Genomic DNA, 16,009 nt, shown 5'->3' on the forward strand with positions numbered 1-16,009 from the left:
CTCACAACATAAACCGGACAGCTATCCCACCCCGTTCCTTGCGTTCCGGGGGACCAGCGTCCGTCTATGTCGGCGACCGCCGCTTCCGCCGTCCCAGTGGGGCAGCGCCGCGTCGGTGAAGGGGCATATATGGAGGGCTTCCCGAACCGTCAAACCCTTTTTGCAATTTTATTTCAGAATTTCTTGGGACTTGGCCGATAGGACGGATTCAGGGCGCATGGACGCCCGGGAAATGGGAATGACAATGGGTTTGCAGGACGCCGACGCGGATGACGCGGCTTTTGGCACAAGGATCAGAAGCGCGATTCTCTGGCGATCGGGAAGCCAGATCGTGGCGCAAATGGTGAGCTGGGTCGTCACGTTGGCCGTGATCCGGCTGCTCGATCCCAGGGATTATGGCCTGTTCGCCATGACCCAGGTGATCTTGAATTTCGCGACCTTTCTCAACGGCTATGGTCTGGTGAGCGCTCTGGTCCAGTCAGAGACGCTGGATCGCCATCGCCTGCGGCAGGCCTTCGGCATCATGCTGTTGCTGAACGGCGGGCTGGCGCTGATGCAGCTCGCCATCGCGCCATGGGCCGCGGACTATTATGATCAGCCCAAGGTCGCCGAACTGCTGCGTGTGCAGGCGCTGCTCTATCTTTCCACGCCCTTCATCTCCATTCCCGAAGCGATCATGGGCCGAGCGATGGATTTCCGGCGGCCTGCGCTGGTGAACCTGATCGCGGCCATGGCGTCGGCGGCGGTAGCGCTCACCGGCGCGCTGTCCGGCTGGGGCGTGTGGACCTTGGTGTTTGCCCCGATCGCGGGCTTCTGGGTCAAGGGCGTGGGCTATATGTTGGCAACCGGCTTCAAGCCGATTCCCAGCTTCGATTTTCGCGGCACCGGCGCGATGGTGGCCTATGGCGCGTCGCTGCTGGGCGGACAGCTTTTCTGGATCGTGCAGAGCCAGGCGGACATCTTCATCGGCGGGCGCGTACTGGAACCGCATCAACTCGGCCTTTACGCCGAAGCGCTGTTCCTGACGCAGATCTTCGTCAGCAAATTCATCCCGCCGCTCAACGACGTGGCTTTCCCCGCCTATGCGCGGATGCAGAAGGATCCGTCGCGAATCGCATGGTCCTTCTGCAAGGCGGTACGCCTGCTGCTGTTGATTTCCTGCCCGGTCTATCTGGGCATGGCAGTGACGGCCGGACCGCTGGTGGAAACGCTGTTCGGCGCCAAGTGGCGCGACATGGCGCCTTTCGTGGCGATCCTGGCGCTCGCCATGCCGTTCATGACCTTGCAGGTCATGTTCGCTCCCGTCAGCAATGCGCTGGGTCGTCCGGGGACAACGGCGCGCGTCGCGGCCGTCGGGGCGCTGCTGATGCCGGCCGCCTTCTTCATCGGGATCCGGTTCGGGGCGATCGGTCTGGCATGGGCCTGGCTTTGCGCCTTTCCGATCCTCACGCTCATCACCGCGCGGCTCGCGGGCGCGCCGATGGGGCTGCGGTTGATCGACCTGATGCGGGCGGCCGCGCCGGGACTGGGATGTTCGCTGTTGATGGCGGGGGCGGTGGTCGCCGTTGACCGGCTCCTGCCCGCGCTCCCCGCACCCATCCGGCTGGGAATATTGGTGCCGACCGGCGCTCTTGCCTTCGGCGCGGCCTTGATGCTGTGCGCGCGGGGGACGTTGATGGAACTGGTCGCGCTGGTCACAAGGCAGGCGCCGCCGGTCGAAGTGCCCGCCTGAGGCGGATCAGGCGGTCTGGATATAATCGCGCAGAGCCGCCGCTTCCGATTCGATCGAATCGATGCGGAACTTCACGAGATCGCCTATCGACACCAATCCCACCAGCGCGCCGTCGACGACCACCGGCAAATGGCGGATGCGGCGCTTCGTCATCAGCGAAAGACAGTGGATGACAGGCGTCCGATCATCCGTGGTGATCGCCGGCGCGGTCATGATCTCCCCGACCGGGCGTTCCAGCACCGCCGCGCCCTCCTGCGCCACGCGATAGACCAGGTCGCGCTCGGAAAAAATGCCGACGACCGTGCCATCATCCACCACCGGCACGCAGCCGATCCGCCGTTCGGCCAGCCGTTGCACCACAGACAGGACTGTATCGCTCGATTGCACCTGGACGACATCCTGTCCCTTGCGCTTCAGAATCGTCGCGATCGTCATGATCCACCTCCCTGCCTGCCGACTAAATGCCTCGGTCCCTTGATGATCCCACTTTCACACCCCAAAGGAAAGGGATGACGCGCAAACAGGGCCTTGATGATCCAGAGATCGCCAGGATCGCATGGGGACGATACCGGCGGCTCATGGGATGGATGGCGCTGGGCGGTGCGCTGTGCGTGGGCGCGGCGCTGCTTTTGCTGCATATGTGGGCCGGTCCCATGCCGATCCACATGATCATCGCGACAGTATTGGGCGTCTGGTTGACGTTCATGCTGGGCACCGGCCTGATGGCCCTGGCGTTTCTGTCCAGCGGAACGGGGCATGACGAACAGGTGATTGACCGGATGAAAGAAGAGGGGCCAACCGATGACTGACGAAAGAGGTGAAGTGGTGTTGCGGGTGGTGCCTCACATCACCGACATCAATGCCAATGGGCATATTTTCGGCGGTTGGGTGCTCAGCCAGATGGACATAGCGGGCGGCATCGTCGCCACGCGAATCGCGCAGGGGCCCGTCGCCACCGTGGCGATAGAGAGCATGACCTTCATCGCCCCGATCCTGCTGGGGGATATCGTATCGGTCTATGCCCAGGAGGAAAGGCGAGGGCGGACGTCCGTCGCCATCCGCATCGACGTCATCGCGACGCGGGGACGACAGGGAATGAAGGTCGAACTGACGAGCGGACTGTTCACCTTCGTCGCCCTGGATGGAAATCACCGGCCGCGTCCGCTGCCGGCCTGATCTCCAAGGCTGCACCGGAAGCAAAAAGGGGGACAGCGCGACGGCACTGTCCCCCTTTTTGGTCTCATTTCCGCCCGATCAGGCAGGAGCGAGCCTTATTCGGCCGCCTCCGCCGCGGGCCGGGCACGGCGGGTCCGCTTGCGCGGTGTTTCCGCAGCAGGCTCTGCATCATTGTCGGCGCGAGCGATCGAGGGCGGCAAAACCGCCAGATCCAAACCGCCCTGGCCTTCTTCCTTTGCCGCCGCCTTGCGGGGGCGACCGCGACGCGCGCGGGGCGCCTCTGCCTCGGGCTGCGGTTCAGAAGCGGGTTCAGCCGCGCGGAACGGTTCAGGCGCCACTTCCGGCTGCCGCTGTTCCACGCTTTCCTCGAACGGCGCTTCTTCTACCGATGGACGCTCCCGGCGCCGTTCGTTGCGGTCGTTCCGGTCGTTGCGTTCATTGCGATCGCGGCGACCCCGGTCGTTCCGCCCCTCGCGATAATCGCGCTGCTCGTCCCGACGGCGATCGAAATCCTGCCCGCGGTCGCTCGCCTGATCGGCGCGCATATCCTCGCCCGCTTCCTCGCCGACATCGAAATCGTCGAAACCATCGTCGAAATTATCGTCCCGGGGACGGAACCGCTGCTGCTGCTCCTCCTGACGGGCGCGATTGTCGGCCAGCACGCGGAAATAATGGTCGGCAAATTGCAGATAATATTCCGCATTCACCCGATCGCCCGTCATCTGGGCATCGCGCGCCATATTCCTGTATTTTTCAAGAAGCTGGGCCGCATTGCCGCGAGCGCGGTTGTCGATCCGGTTGCCACTGTCACCGCCGCCCCGATTGCCACCGTTGGGCCGGCCATTATTGTTGTTCCGGCCGCGATTCCGGCGACCGGCCTGCCTGTTGTTGATCAAGAGCTGATCCTTGCGTTCACTTTGCCATCATTCACGGAAAAACACTGTTCTGTCGCCATCCTTCAACACGGCCTGGCCATCAGGCCGGATAAGGCTCCGCCAGGCAGGGGCCGAGCGATCGGCCTATGCCCTTGACCTGCCAGAGGCGCTTGCGCAGCAGCGCCATCGTGACTTTGAAGGAGCGGGAAAACGGCCTTTTCTTGTCGCGGCCCCACGGGGCAGATCCTCAGGATAGTGCCGTCCCTAAGCTCCATGTAGTGGCTTCCCGGCCATAAACCAAGCAATTTTCGCTTGTGCCGGCGCAAATCCTTTGCGCGGTCAGGCGGATCGCCCCAGGGTCGCGACCAGGCAGCGGTCATGGCCGGCCAGATCGTGGCGGACCGCAACGCTAAGTCCTTGATCAGCAAGCAGGGCAGAGACGCTGTGCCGCTGATCATAGCCGATCTCGATCGCGGCCATCCCGTCCCGCGCCAGCAGCCGGGGCAGCATCGGCGCGATCCGGCGATAGTCGTCCAGACCCTCCGCGCCTGCGAAAAGCGCGCTTTCAGGTTCATGCAGGACATCGCCCGACAGCGCGACGTCGCGGGCGATATAGGGCGGATTGACGAGGATCAGGTCGAACGGGCCGTCCATTCCCTCCGCCCAGTCGCCCTGGCGGAAATCGGCCCGTGGACTGAGGCCCAGATTGTCGGCATTGCTCCTGGCAACCGCCAGCGCAGCGGGAGAAATGTCGATGCCCACGCCGCTTGCCTGCGGCCATTGGCTGAGCGCGGCGAGCAGCAGCGCACCGGAGCCGGTACCAAGATCAAGAATGCGGGCGGGGCTTCGCGCGCCGAAATGCCCGATCGCGGCCTCGATCAGCGTCTCGCTGTCGGGGCGCGGGATGAGGACATCGGGCGTGACGTGCAGGCTGATCGTCCAGAAATCGCGCACCCCGGTGATATAGGCGATCGGTTCGCCGGTCAGCCGCCGCTGGAGCAGCAATTCGAAAGCGGGTGGGACGCTGAGGTCGCGCTGCCGCATCAGCAGTTCGTTGCGATCGATCTCCAGCGCGTGGGCCAGAAGCAGTTCGGCATCGAGCCGCGGGGTGGCGCTGATGGAGGAGAGGCGCTCGGTTGCTTCTCGCAGGGCGGGGGCAACCCCCATGTTCGTCATTTCCACGATCGCGGGAAAAACGCATGTCGCTTGGCGGAGCGCAGCGTCACGCCACGCCGTCCAACTGGGCGAGACGCGCGGCTTCATCCTCTGCCACCAGGGCGTCGATGACCTCCGACAGGCCCGGTCCTTCCAGGATTTCCGGCAAGCGGTGCAGTGTCAGGTTGATGCGGTGGTCCGTCACCCGTCCCTGCGGGAAATTATAGGTGCGGATACGTTCGGAACGGTCGCCGGAACCGACCATCGCCTTGCGCGCGCCGGCCTGTTCGCTCTGGGCGCGCTCACGCTCCATCTCGTATAGGCGGGCGCGCAGCACCTGCATCGCCTTCGCCTTGTTCTTGTGCTGGGACCGCTCGTCCTGCTGCGTCACGACGATGCCGGAGGGCAAGTGCGTGATCCGCACGGCGGAATCGGTGGTGTTGACGTGCTGGCCGCCCGCGCCCGATGCGCGATAGATGTCGATCTTGAGGTCACCGTCAGCGATCTGGACGTCGACCTCTTCCGGTTCCGGCAGCACGGCGACGGTCGCCGCCGAGGTGTGGATGCGCCCGCCGCTTTCGGTGGCGGGGACACGTTGGACGCGGTGGACGCCGCTTTCGAATTTCAGCTTGGCGAACACGCCGATGCCGGTGACGCTGGCAACCACTTCCTTGAACCCCCCGACTTCGGAGGCGTTGGCGGAGATCATCTCCATCTTCCAGCCCTGCGCGTCGGCATAGCGCTGATACATGCGGAACAGGTCGCCCGCGAACAGCGCGGCTTCGTCTCCGCCAGTGCCTGCGCGGATTTCCAGCATGGCCGGACGGGCGTCGGCGGCATCCCTGGGCAGAAGCTGGAGGGCGAGGGCACGCTCGGCGTCGGGAAGCTTGCCCTTGATGAGTTGCATCTCCTCCTGCGCCATTTCGCGCATCAGCGGATCGGCATCCGCATCCTCGCCGCCCGCCATATATTCAAGCGCGCTCAATTCCTGGCGCAGGCGACGGACCTCATGGGCAGCCTTGGCCACCGGCTCGATCTCGGCATATTCCTTGGACAGCCGCACGAACTCTTCCGGTGCGAGGTCGGCACGCGTCATCGACGCCTGCACCTCGTCCCGGCGCGCCTCGATCTGCGCGATGCGTTCGGCGGAGATGTGCATCAGAGCGCCGTCAGCTTCCCGATCAGGGCGTCCAAGGCAACGGCTTCCTGCTCGCCTGTGCCGAGATTGCGTAAAGCCGCCTCGCCCCGCGCCAGTTCATCATCGCCCAGAATCACGGCCCAGGCCGCACCCGATGCATTGGCCCGCTGCATCCGCTTCTTCATATTGCCGCGATAGCCCATGTCGCACGCGACGCCGGCGCGGCGCAGATCCGCAATGATGCCGGTGGCCCTGATCTCCGCGGCTTCGCCCATGGGGATGACCGCGACGGCCGGTCCGGCGATCTCCGGCGCATCCACCAGCATAGCCAGCCGCTCGATCCCCGCCGCCCATCCGACCGCCGGGGTCGAGGGACCACCCAGATTCTCGATCAGCCCGTCATAACGCCCGCCGCCCAGCACCGTGCCCTGCGCGCCAAGACGATCGGTGATGAATTCAAACGCGGTATGACGGTAATAATCCAGGCCGCGCACCAGCCGGGCATTGCGCTCCCACGCCACGCCCGCCGCGTCGAGGCCCGCCGTCACCTTCTCGAAGAAGCTGCGCGCTTCGTCAGTGAGATAGGCGTCGATGTCCGGCGCGCTGTCCGCCACCGGCCGGTCGCGAGGATCCTTGCTGTCGAGGATGCGCAGCGGGTTCCGGTGCAGGCGATCGATGCTCTCTTCCGACAATTCGCCGCGATGCGCCTCGAAATGGGCGATCAGCGCGGCGCGCCAGGCTTCACGGCTCGGCCCGTCGCCGAGCGTGTTGAGATTGAGCGTCACGCCTTCCGACACGCCCAGCTCACGCAGCAACTGGTCGGCCAGCACCAGCAGTTCCACGTCCGCGCCCGGCTCGCCTGCGCCGATAATCTCCGCGTCAAGCTGGTGGAACTGGCGGAACCGGCCCTTTTGCGGGCGTTCGTAACGGAACAGCGGACCGTGGGTCACGACCTTCAGCGGCGCATATTGCTGCCAGCCTTCTGTGATATAGGCGCGGGAGATGCCGGCCGTGAATTCGGGGCGCAGCGTGATGCTGTCGCCGCCGCGATCCTCGAACGTGTACATTTCCTTGGAAACGACGTCCGTGCTTTCGCCCAGAGAGCGGGCGAACACCGCCGTCGATTCGAACACGGGCACTTCCACCCGCTGGAAGCCGTAGAGCCTGCGTACCCGGTCGAAGGTCGCGACTACATGGGCGAAACGTTCCTGGAACGCTTCGCTCGTGCCGCCCAGCATGTCCTGCGTGCCGCGCACCGGATTAGGGGTCTTTGGGCGCGGGGTTTCGATCTTGGCCATGGGGCAGCGCCTTTAACGATAAAGACGCATCAAGGAAACGCGCTTTTTTGTCGTAAAATATGTCAAGTAGAGTTGGGGGTGGACGAGAGCGGAATGGCTCGCCATTCTGTTGTTATACGGTCGTTCGACCGAGCGCTTTTTCGGAGATGTTCATGATCCGCAGCCTTGCTGCCGCCCTTTTCCTTTCCACGGCGATCGCAACCCCGCTCATCGCGCAGGATGCGATCCGCTCCAAACCCACGGCGCTGCCGGTCGACAATGCCGCGCCGACGCCCAAAGATGCGCCCTATCCGGGCGGCGCCATCCGGCTGGAGGTCGACGCCACCGACACGGTGCAGCGCATCTTCCGCGTCAAGGAAACCATCCCCGTCGTCCAGGGCGGGCCCATGACGTTGTTGATGCCGCAATGGCTGCCCGGCAATCACGCGCCGCGCGGGCAGATCGAGAAGCTGGACGGCCTCAGCTTCACCGCCGACGGCAAGCCGCTGGCATGGAAGCGCGACCCGCTCAACGTCTTCGGCTTCGTGATCGACGTTCCGCAGGGGACGAAACAGGTCGTCGCATCCTTCCAGTTCCTTTCCGCCACCCAGCCCAATCAGGGCCGCGTCGTCGTCACGCCCAAGATGCTCAACATTCAGTGGGAGTCGGTGTCGCTCTATCCGGCGGGTTATTATACCCGCCAGATCCCGATCCAGGCGACCGTCACCTATCCCGATGGCTGGCAGGCAGCGACCGCGCTGCGCGGCAGGAAGACCGGATCGACCGTCGCCTATGAGACGATCGATTATGAAGCCTTGCAGGATTCGCCGGTGTTCGCCGGCCTCTATTTCAAGCCCGTCGACCTTGGCCATAATGTGACGCTCAACATCGTCGCGGACGATGCCGACGAGCTGGATGCCAAGCCCGACCAGATCGCCAAGCACAAGAAGCTGGTCGATGAAGCGGGCGCCCTTTTCGGTACCTATCATTTCGACCATTATGACTTCCTGTTCGCCATCACCGACGAAATGGGCGGCATCGGGCTGGAGCATCACCGCTCCTCCGAAAATCAGGTGGAACCGGGCTATTTCAAGAAATGGGGCGATGGCGATGCGCTGCTGGACCGCAACCTGCTGCCGCATGAATTCACCCATAGCTGGGACGGCAAGTTCCGCCGCCCCGACCTGCTGTGGACGCCCGATTTCAACGTGCCGATGCAGGACAATCTGCTCTGGGTCTATGAAGGGCAGACGCAATTCTGGGGCTATGTGCTCGGCGCCCGTTCGGGTCTGTTCAGCAAGCAGGAAACGCTCGACGCCTATGCCCATATCGCGGCCAGGCTGGACACGGCGCGGGGCCGCGAATGGCGGCCGATGGAAGACACCACCCATGACCCCATCATCTCCGCCCGGCGTCCCAAGGGTTGGTCGAGCTGGCAACGGTCGGAGGATTATTACAATGAGGGCTTGATGATCTGGCTGGAGGCGGACGCGATCATCCGCCAGCAGACCAGGGGCGCCAGGGGCCTCGACGATTTCGCCAAGGCTTTTTTCGGCATCAATCCCGGCGACTGGGGGCAGGTCGTCTATAATCGCGGGGATGTGATCAAGACGCTCAACGCGGTCGCGCCCTATGACTGGGCCGGTTTCTTCCAGAAATATGTCGACAGCACCACCAGGGAAACGCCCAAGGGCGGCTTCACCCTGGGCGGTTACAAGCTGGTCTATGGCGACACGCCGGGCGCCATCACGAAGGCGGCCGAAGGGTCGGGCAAGTTCACCGACCAGAGCTTCGGCATCGGCCTGATCGTCAAGAATGACGGGGAGATCAGCAATGTCGTCTGGGACAGCCCGGCCTTCAAGGCAGGCCTTGCCATCGGTTCCAGGATCGTCGCGATCAATGGCGACGAATATTCGGGCGACGTTTTCAAGGCGGCGATCAAGGCTGGAAAGCCGCTGCAGATCATACTTAAGCAGGACAAATATTATCGCACTTTGACCCTCGCATATTCAGGCGGCCTGCGCTATCCGCGCCTCGAAAAGACAGGAGAGGGTGAAGGCAGCCTGGACCGGCTGCTGAAACCGAAAACATAATCACCCGTAGCGCCAACGCGTATCGAAAAAGGCTTGAAGTCCCATGAATATCGAACTGATCCCGGTCGGCGACGATCCGCCCAACAGCCTGAATGTCATCATCGAGGTTCCGGTCGGCGGCGAGCCCGTCAAATATGAGTTCGACAAGGCTTCCGGCGCGCTGTTCGTGGACCGCATCCTGCATACGCCGATGCGCTATCCGGCCAATTACGGCTTCGTGCCGCACACCCTGTCGCCCGACGGCGATCCGCTGGACGCGCTGGTCATCGCCCGCTCGCCCTTCGTGCCCGGCTCGGTCGTGCGCGCCCGTCCCATCGCCGTGCTGAACCTGGAAGATGAAGCCGGCGGTGACGAGAAGCTGGTCTGCGTGCCCGACAACAAGACTTTTCCCTATTACCACAATGTGGGTGAAAAGGACGATCTGCCCGGCATCGTGATGGAGCAGATCGAACATTTCTTCACCCACTACAAGGATCTGGAAAAGCAGAAATGGGTGCGGATCGGCACCTGGGGCGGCGCGGAAGACGCCCGCCGCATCACGCTGGAGGCGATTGAACGCTACAAGGCAGGCAAATAAGCCGACTGGCTGCAGCTTCTGCGAAAAAAGGGCCGCGCGGACATTCCGCGCGGCCCTTTTTCCATATGTCCAGGGGAGGCGGTGATCTCAGGTCAGATGAGCCGATCCGCCTCCAGCGCGGCGGCCACCGAATCACGACCGCGCGGCGTGCGGGCATGAAGCCGCGCATCGGCTTCGGCCAACCGCTCCACGCCCATCGTCAACTGCTCCTCCGGCAGGGTGAAGGGCAGGCGCAGAAAGCGCTCGAATGCCCCGCTCACGCCAAAGCGCGGCCCCGGCGCGACACGCACCCCGTGGCTCTCGGCAATGGCGGCCAGCGCCGTCGCCTCCCCCCGCGGCAGTTCCGCCCATAGCGACAGGCCGCCGGCGGGGGATTCGGCACGCCAATGCGGCAGGTGCCGCTCGATCAGCGCCAGCAGATGGTCCCGGCGTCCGCGCAGCATCGCCGCCCGTGGACCAAGTCCTTCATCACCGTCGATCAAATGCGCGACGGCAAGCTGTTCCACCACCGGGCTGGCCATGTCCATCGTCGTGCGCAGGCGGCCCAGCGCCGCCACGGTCTGAGGATCGGCGCGAATCCACCCGACGCGCAATCCGCCCCAGAAGATCTTGCTGGCAGATCCCAGGGTGATGACCTGCCGTCCCGAAGGATCATGCACGGCGACCGGCGGCGGCGGCATATTGTCCAGGCCCATCGCCGCCATGGTCTCGTCGATGATCAGCGGCATGTGGCTGCGCGTCGCCGCCGCCACCAATGCGCGGCGGGTGGCCGGGTCCATGCTGCGCCCGGTCGGATTGTGGAAATCCGCGATGATATAGGCGAAACGCGGGCTGGTCTGGCGAAAGGCCGCCTCCATCGCGTCGATGTCCCATCCCTGCGCCGGCAGGCCGACCGGCACCGGCACGACATGGGCGCGCTGCAGGGCCTGGATCGCATTATGATAGGTTGGATGGTCGATCACCGCCCGGTCCCCCGGCCCCGCCAGCCAGTGCAGCAGCAGCGAAAGTCCCTGCTGTGCACCATTGGTGACGATGATCTGGTCGGGACTGGTCGGGCATCCGCGCCGCTCATAATAGGCCGCGATCGCCCGGCGCAACGGCGGCAGGCCCAAAGGATCATAGCCCAGTTCGCCCAGAAAGGCGGGCAAGGCCTCCACCGCCAATTGACAGGCGCGACCAACGCCAGGCGCAGCCGGCAGTGCGGCATGGGTCCAGTTCAGTATATCCACACCATCGGTCAGTTCGATCTCCGGCAGGGCCTGTTCCATCCGGCCGGGCGGCAGGCGCGTGACGCTCCCCGATCCCTGCCGGCTTTCAAGGAAGCCCTCGTCGCGGAGCCGGTCGAAGGCGGCGGCAATGGTCGTGCGGCTCAGCCCCAGCGCGGCGGCCAGTTCCCGTTCGCCGGGCAGACGGACGTTCAGGCCGACGCGCCCGTCCAGCACCAGCATCCGCAGCGCCTGCGCCAATTGGCGATAGGCCGGTTCGGCGCTGCCCTCTGCACGCCAGGCACCCAGCAGGCGAAGCAGGGAAGGGGGCCGCAGAAGAGAAGTGGACATGGCGAAGGCTTCCGATCCAGAGAACGAAGAGGCCAGTTATCCGATAATGGCTGTTTTGTAAAAGGCCATTTTGCTCGATGTGAAAAGCCATGATGATGCCGCGCCGCCTTTTCCAGCTTTTCTGGGGCCTCAACCTTTATGGCTTTGCCATGGCCGTGATGCTGCGCGCCAATCTCGGCCTTGATCCCTGGGATGTGCTGCATCAGGGGCTCGCGTCGCGGCTCGGCCTGAGCTTCGGCATGACGGTCAATCTGGTCGGCGCCGCGGTCCTGCTGCTGTGGTGGCCGTTGCGCCAGCGGCCGGGCCTGGGCACCCTCTGCAACATAGCGGTGATCGGGACGGCCGTGGACCTCAGCCTCATGATCCTGCCGACGCCGGACGGCTATGCCATGCGCTGCATCTGGCTGGCGTCGGGGATCGTCCTCAACGGCATTGCGGGTGGCGCCTATATCGGTGCAGGGCTGGGACCGGGACCGCGCGACGGATTGATGACCGGCTTCTGCCGCCGGACGGGATGGCCGGTCAAATGGGTGCGCACCGGCATCGAAATCGGCGTGCTGGCGATCGGATGGCTGATGGGCGGCACGGTTGGGCTCGGGACTTTGCTCTATGCGGCGACGATCGGCTGGATCGTCCATCATGCCCTGCCCTTCTTCACCATCGCGCCGCGGGAAGCGCCCGCCCTCCTCTGAACCCTTTGCCCCCTGACCGGCCGGCACGGAGACCCGCCGGCCGGTCCTTTTATTTCACCTGGGTATCGACAGCGGCACCAGCCGCCATATCTATGGCATCCTGTCGGCACGATATGAGGAGAGCCTAGTGGCCACCGATCTATATGATCTGACCGTTCCCGCCTTCATCCGGGGTCTGCGCAACCTGTCCGCGATCCTGGACAAGGCCGCCGCCTACGCCCAGGAAAAGGGAATCGATCCGCTGACCCTGACCAGCGCGAGGCTGATCGAGGACATGGCGCCCCTCACCGCCCAGGTCCAATTCGCCAGCGACAGCGCCAAGGGCGCGATCATCCGCATCGGCCAACTTGACCCGCTGCCCATGCCCGACACCGAACAGAGCTTTGCCGAGTTGCAGCAGCGGATCGCCAAGACGATCGCTTTCCTCGAATCCGTGCCTCGCGAACGCATCGACGGGCAGGAGGATGCGCAGGTCGTGCTCAAGACACCGCGCGGCGATTTCCCCTTCACCGGCCGCAACCATGCGTTGGGCTTTGCGCTACCCAATTTCTATTTTCATGTGACAACCGCCTATGCCCTGCTGCGCCAGGCGGGCGTGCCTCTGGGCAAGCTGGACTATCTGGGCGGCATCTAGGCGCAGAACCTCGACGCTCTCTTCCCTAGCCCGCGATCAGCCGGATCGCGGCGCTCGACACCCAGCCGCTGGGGCAGGGGCCGTCATAGGGCTGCTTGCGATCCGCCGGTTCAGCGACGCCGCAATCGATCGGCGCCGTCGCATTGTCGGCCGGGGGTTCTGGAGCCAGCACGATCCCCAGCCACTTCTGGTCGAGGCTGCGGGTGCAGATCCAGGCGCGGCTGCCCTCCGCCATCCGGGCGGTTTCCCGGGCGTCGGCAAAGGGCGCGGCACGCACCGACGCGCCCCTGGCGCCGACGCGCACCGCCTGGCCCATGGCGCCGCAGGCGTCGAGGCGCGGACCATCCTCTCCGATGGTCACGGGGCGGACGAGATGCGATTCCAGCCGGGTATCGGGTATCTCGTCCCGCGGCGCACCCGCCAGGGAACTGTTGGGCAGTTCCTCCAGCACGTCGCTGCTCTTGGAGCAGGCGGCAAGCATCAGGGCCAGGGCTAGGATCATGCGCATAGGCGCGTGATAGACCTTGCTTCGGGCAGGCGATAGCCGCCATGTTTCGCTTTAGTTTGCTGGACCTTTTCCCTATATGCTCGGCATGAGCGAGGAAATTCAGAACAGCCCCAACAACAACGCCTATGGCGCCGACAGCATCAAGGTCCTGAAAGGTCTGGACGCCGTTCGCAAACGCCCGGGCATGTATATCGGCGACACCGACGACGGCTCGGGCCTGCACCACATGGTGTTCGAGGTCAGCGACAATGCGATAGACGAGGCGCTGGCCGGCCATTGCGACCGCATCCTCATCACGCTCAATCCCGACGGTTCAGTCAGCGTCGAGGATAATGGCCGCGGCATCCCCACCGACATCCACAAGGAAGAGGGCGTGTCGGCGGCAGAGGTGATCATGACCCAGCTCCACGCCGGCGGGAAGTTCGAGAATACCTCGGACGACAATGCCTACAAGGTGTCGGGCGGCCTGCATGGCGTCGGCGTTTCCGTGGTGAACGCGCTCAGCGAATATCTTGACCTCCATATCTGGCGGGACGGCAAGGAGCATTATATGCGCTTTGCCTATGGCGACGCCGTCGCTCCGCTCAAGGTGATCGGCGACGCGCCAGAAGGCAAGAAGGGCACGCGCGTGACCTTCCTTCCCTCGACCGAGAAAGTGCCCGGCGACGGCGGCACCTTCAAGAACCACACCGAATTCGATTTCGAGAAGCTGGAGCATCGCTATCGCGAACTCGCCTTCCTCAATTCGGGCGTGCGGCTGTTCCTGGTCGATGCACGGCATGAGGAGAAGAAAGAGATCGAGCTGTTCTATGAGGGCGGCATCGCGGCCTTCGTAAAGTGGCTGGACCGCAACAAGCAGCCGCTGATGCCCGATCCCATCGCCATTTCGGGCAGCCGCGACGACGTCACCATCGACGTCGCGCTGGAATGGAACGACAGCTATTATGAAAATGTCCTCTGTTTCACGAACAACATTCCGCAGCGGGACGGCGGCACGCACCTTGCCGCGTTCCGCGCGGCGTTGACGCGGACGCTCAACAATTATGCGGACAAATCGGGGCTGCTGAAAAAGGAAAAGGTCTCGCTGACCGGCGAAGACATGCGGGAGGGGCTTACCGCCATCGTGTCGGTGAAGCTGCCGGACCCCAAATTCTCCTCGCAGACCAAGGACAAGCTGGTTTCGTCCGAAGTGCGCCAGCCGCTGGAAAGCCTGATGGCGGACAAGATGGCGGAGTGGCTGGAAGAAAACCCGCAGCATGGCCGCCTGATCGTGCAGAAGGTGATCGACGCCGCCGCCGCGCGCGAAGCCGCGAAGAAGGCGCGTGAACTCACCCGGCGCAAGGGCGTGATGGACATCGCGTCCCTGCCCGGCAAGCTGGCCGACTGTCAGGAGCGCGACCCCGCCAAGTCCGAACTGTTCCTGGTGGAGGGTGACTCGGCCGGCGGTTCGGCCAAGCAGGGACGAAACCGCCATAATCAGGCGATCCTGCCGCTGAAGGGCAAGATCCTGAACGTCGAGCGCGCCCGTTTCGACCGGATGCTGTCGTCCAAGGAGGTGGGCACGCTGATCCAGGCGATGGGCACGGGCATCCGCGATGATTTCAACCTGGAAAAGCTGCGCTACCACAAGATCGTCATCATGACCGACGCCGACGTCGATGGCGCGCACATCCGCACGCTGCTGCTGACCTTCTTCTACCGCCAGATGCCGCAGATCATCGAGGCGGGCCATCTCTACATCGCCCAGCCGCCGCTATACAAGGCGACGCGGGGCCGGTCGGAGGTCTACCTCAAGAACGAAGCCGCGCTGGAACAATATCTGGTCGACAATGGCGTTGAATCCATGGCGCTGGAAACGACCGGCGGCATGCGCTCGGGCGAAGACCTGCGCCACCTGATCGAACATGGCCGGCGGATGCGGGCGGTTATGCGTTATGTCCCGCGGCGCTACAATCCCGCAATCATCGAGGCGCTGGCGATCAACGCCGCGCTTGATCCGGAACTCAGCCAGGAGGCGCAGGCCGATCGCCTGGCTAACACCGTCCGCTGGATGGACGCGCAGGACGATGAAGGCAGGTGGAGCGGCCGGATCGCGGAGGAGGGCGGCTTTCATTTCGAGCGCCTGTGGCGCGGCGTCACCGACCACCATATGATCGAGGCAGGCTTCATCGGTTCGGCCGAAGCGCGCAAGCTGCACGCCATCGCGACCGAGGAAGCGGACAGCTATCGCACCGCCAGCCGGCTGGTCACGGCCAAGGCGGCAGCCGCCGCCGAGGAGGCTGGAGAGGACGAACTGCCGGTCGCGACCAAGGGTTCGACTGCGGTCACCCGGCCCAGCGAATTGCTGGAGGCAATCCTCGCCGCCGGGCGCAAGGGACTGGCGATCCAGCGATATAAGGGCCTGGGCGAAATGAATGCGGAACAGCTTTGGGAAACCACGCTGGACCCCGATAATCGCTCCATGCTGCGGGTGGAGGTCGAGCAGGCCGACGTGGCCGACGAAATCTTCACCAGGCTGATGGGTGATGTGGTGGAACCGCGGCGCGAGTTCATCCAGGACAATGCGCTGAACGTCGCCAATCTGGACGTCTGATCC

Annotated in this window: 15 protein-coding genes; 8 read left to right on the top strand and 7 right to left on the bottom strand. The window is 64.3% G+C overall.

The window, feature by feature from the left end:
• Positions 1–244: 244 nt before the first annotated feature.
• Positions 245–1,732 (top strand): lipopolysaccharide biosynthesis protein, encoded by a 1,488-nt coding sequence (locus tag MRBLSP13_RS20810; protein ID WP_363756440.1) that lies wholly within the window; start codon positions 245–247, stop codon positions 1,730–1,732.
• A 6-nt stretch (positions 1,733–1,738) separates the two neighbouring features.
• Here the strand turns inward: MRBLSP13_RS20810 and MRBLSP13_RS20815 are convergent, their stop codons facing one another.
• Positions 1,739–2,167 (bottom strand): CBS domain-containing protein, encoded by a 429-nt coding sequence (locus MRBLSP13_RS20815; protein ID WP_363756442.1) that lies wholly within the window; start codon positions 2,165–2,167, stop codon positions 1,739–1,741.
• 74 nt (positions 2,168–2,241) lie between these two features.
• Here MRBLSP13_RS20815 and MRBLSP13_RS20820 point away from each other — a divergent pair, with 74 nt between their 5' ends.
• Both MRBLSP13_RS20820 and MRBLSP13_RS20825 read left to right on the top strand, forming a co-directional pair.
• On the top strand, positions 2,242–2,541 hold the full coding sequence (locus tag MRBLSP13_RS20820) for a hypothetical protein (protein ID WP_133654520.1): 300 nt from the start codon (positions 2,242–2,244) through the stop codon (positions 2,539–2,541).
• Positions 2,534–2,908, top strand: a complete 375-nt coding sequence (locus MRBLSP13_RS20825) for an acyl-CoA thioesterase (RefSeq protein WP_133654519.1) — start codon at positions 2,534–2,536, stop codon at positions 2,906–2,908. The genes MRBLSP13_RS20820 and MRBLSP13_RS20825 overlap by 8 nt, the downstream gene beginning before the upstream one ends.
• Positions 2,909–3,003: 95 nt before the next feature.
• Here MRBLSP13_RS20825 and MRBLSP13_RS20830 read toward each other — a convergent pair whose 3' ends face one another.
• From MRBLSP13_RS20830 to hisS, 4 genes are all read right to left on the bottom strand, one after another.
• Positions 3,004–3,804: a DUF4167 domain-containing protein gene (locus MRBLSP13_RS20830; RefSeq protein WP_363756444.1), complete on the bottom strand. Its 801-nt coding sequence runs from the start codon at positions 3,802–3,804 to the stop codon at positions 3,004–3,006.
• A 318-nt stretch (positions 3,805–4,122) separates the two neighbouring features.
• Positions 4,123–4,950: a peptide chain release factor N(5)-glutamine methyltransferase gene (gene prmC, locus MRBLSP13_RS20835; protein ID WP_363739783.1), complete on the bottom strand. Its 828-nt coding sequence runs from the start codon at positions 4,948–4,950 to the stop codon at positions 4,123–4,125.
• 55 nt (positions 4,951–5,005) lie between these two features.
• Positions 5,006–6,097: a peptide chain release factor 1 gene (prfA, locus tag MRBLSP13_RS20840; protein ID WP_414714736.1), complete on the bottom strand. Its 1,092-nt coding sequence runs from the start codon at positions 6,095–6,097 to the stop codon at positions 5,006–5,008.
• Complete coding sequence (hisS, locus tag MRBLSP13_RS20845; protein ID WP_363739781.1) at positions 6,097–7,374, bottom strand: histidine--tRNA ligase; 1,278 nt, start codon at positions 7,372–7,374, stop codon at positions 6,097–6,099. Before hisS ends, prfA begins: the two co-directional genes overlap by 1 nt.
• Positions 7,375–7,526: 152 nt before the next feature.
• Here hisS and MRBLSP13_RS20850 point away from each other — a divergent pair, with 152 nt between their 5' ends.
• On the top strand, positions 7,527–9,446 hold the full coding sequence (locus MRBLSP13_RS20850) for a M61 family metallopeptidase (protein WP_363739779.1): 1,920 nt from the start codon (positions 7,527–7,529) through the stop codon (positions 9,444–9,446).
• A 43-nt stretch (positions 9,447–9,489) separates the two neighbouring features.
• Positions 9,490–10,023: an inorganic diphosphatase gene (ppa, locus tag MRBLSP13_RS20855; protein WP_363739777.1), complete on the top strand. Its 534-nt coding sequence runs from the start codon at positions 9,490–9,492 to the stop codon at positions 10,021–10,023.
• 92 nt (positions 10,024–10,115) lie between these two features.
• On the opposite strand, the gene MRBLSP13_RS20860 is transcribed toward ppa, so the two are convergent.
• Positions 10,116–11,579, bottom strand: coding sequence for a PLP-dependent aminotransferase family protein (locus MRBLSP13_RS20860; RefSeq protein WP_363756446.1), 1,464 nt, complete (start codon positions 11,577–11,579; stop codon positions 10,116–10,118).
• Positions 11,580–11,668: 89 nt separating this feature from the next.
• Here MRBLSP13_RS20860 and MRBLSP13_RS20865 point away from each other — a divergent pair, with 89 nt between their 5' ends.
• Together MRBLSP13_RS20865 and MRBLSP13_RS20870 are read left to right on the top strand one after the other, a co-directional pair.
• Complete coding sequence (locus MRBLSP13_RS20865) at positions 11,669–12,271, top strand: YczE/YyaS/YitT family protein (RefSeq protein WP_363756448.1); 603 nt, start codon at positions 11,669–11,671, stop codon at positions 12,269–12,271.
• 127 nt (positions 12,272–12,398) lie between these two features.
• Positions 12,399–12,905, top strand: a complete 507-nt coding sequence (locus tag MRBLSP13_RS20870) for a DUF1993 domain-containing protein (RefSeq protein ID WP_363756450.1) — start codon at positions 12,399–12,401, stop codon at positions 12,903–12,905.
• 25 nt (positions 12,906–12,930) lie between these two features.
• On the opposite strand, the gene MRBLSP13_RS20875 is transcribed toward MRBLSP13_RS20870, so the two are convergent.
• Entirely contained in the window at positions 12,931–13,413 is a 483-nt protein-coding gene (locus tag MRBLSP13_RS20875) for a hypothetical protein (protein ID WP_363756452.1), read from the bottom strand.
• An 85-nt stretch (positions 13,414–13,498) separates the two neighbouring features.
• On the opposite strand from MRBLSP13_RS20875, the gene gyrB reads away from it, so the two are divergent.
• Complete coding sequence (gene gyrB, locus MRBLSP13_RS20880; RefSeq protein WP_363739767.1) at positions 13,499–16,006, top strand: DNA topoisomerase (ATP-hydrolyzing) subunit B; 2,508 nt, start codon at positions 13,499–13,501, stop codon at positions 16,004–16,006.
• Positions 16,007–16,009: the final 3 nt, after the last annotated feature.

This window comes from Sphingobium sp. LSP13-1-1.1 (assembly GCF_040676415.1).
GTDB lineage: Bacteria > Pseudomonadota > Alphaproteobacteria > Sphingomonadales > Sphingomonadaceae > Sphingobium.

Coding starts and splice junctions, on each gene's coding strand:
- MRBLSP13_RS20810 (WP_363756440.1), top strand. CDS start 245: ATGGGTTTGCAGGACGCCGACGCGGATGACGCGGCTTTTGGCACAAGG.
- MRBLSP13_RS20815 (WP_363756442.1), bottom strand. CDS start 2,167: ATGACGATCGCGACGATTCTGAAGCGCAAGGGACAGGATGTCGTCCAG.
- MRBLSP13_RS20820 (WP_133654520.1), top strand. CDS start 2,242: ATGACGCGCAAACAGGGCCTTGATGATCCAGAGATCGCCAGGATCGCA.
- MRBLSP13_RS20825 (WP_133654519.1), top strand. CDS start 2,534: ATGACTGACGAAAGAGGTGAAGTGGTGTTGCGGGTGGTGCCTCACATC.
- prmC (WP_363739783.1), bottom strand. CDS start 4,950: ATGGGGGTTGCCCCCGCCCTGCGAGAAGCAACCGAGCGCCTCTCCTCC.
- prfA (WP_414714736.1), bottom strand. CDS start 6,097: ATGCACATCTCCGCCGAACGCATCGCGCAGATCGAGGCGCGCCGGGAC.
- hisS (WP_363739781.1), bottom strand. CDS start 7,374: ATGGCCAAGATCGAAACCCCGCGCCCAAAGACCCCTAATCCGGTGCGC.
- MRBLSP13_RS20850 (WP_363739779.1), top strand. CDS start 7,527: ATGATCCGCAGCCTTGCTGCCGCCCTTTTCCTTTCCACGGCGATCGCA.
- ppa (WP_363739777.1), top strand. CDS start 9,490: ATGAATATCGAACTGATCCCGGTCGGCGACGATCCGCCCAACAGCCTG.
- MRBLSP13_RS20860 (WP_363756446.1), bottom strand. CDS start 11,579: ATGTCCACTTCTCTTCTGCGGCCCCCTTCCCTGCTTCGCCTGCTGGGT.
- MRBLSP13_RS20865 (WP_363756448.1), top strand. CDS start 11,669: ATGATGATGCCGCGCCGCCTTTTCCAGCTTTTCTGGGGCCTCAACCTT.
- MRBLSP13_RS20875 (WP_363756452.1), bottom strand. CDS start 13,413: ATGCGCATGATCCTAGCCCTGGCCCTGATGCTTGCCGCCTGCTCCAAG.
- gyrB (WP_363739767.1), top strand. CDS start 13,499: ATGAGCGAGGAAATTCAGAACAGCCCCAACAACAACGCCTATGGCGCC.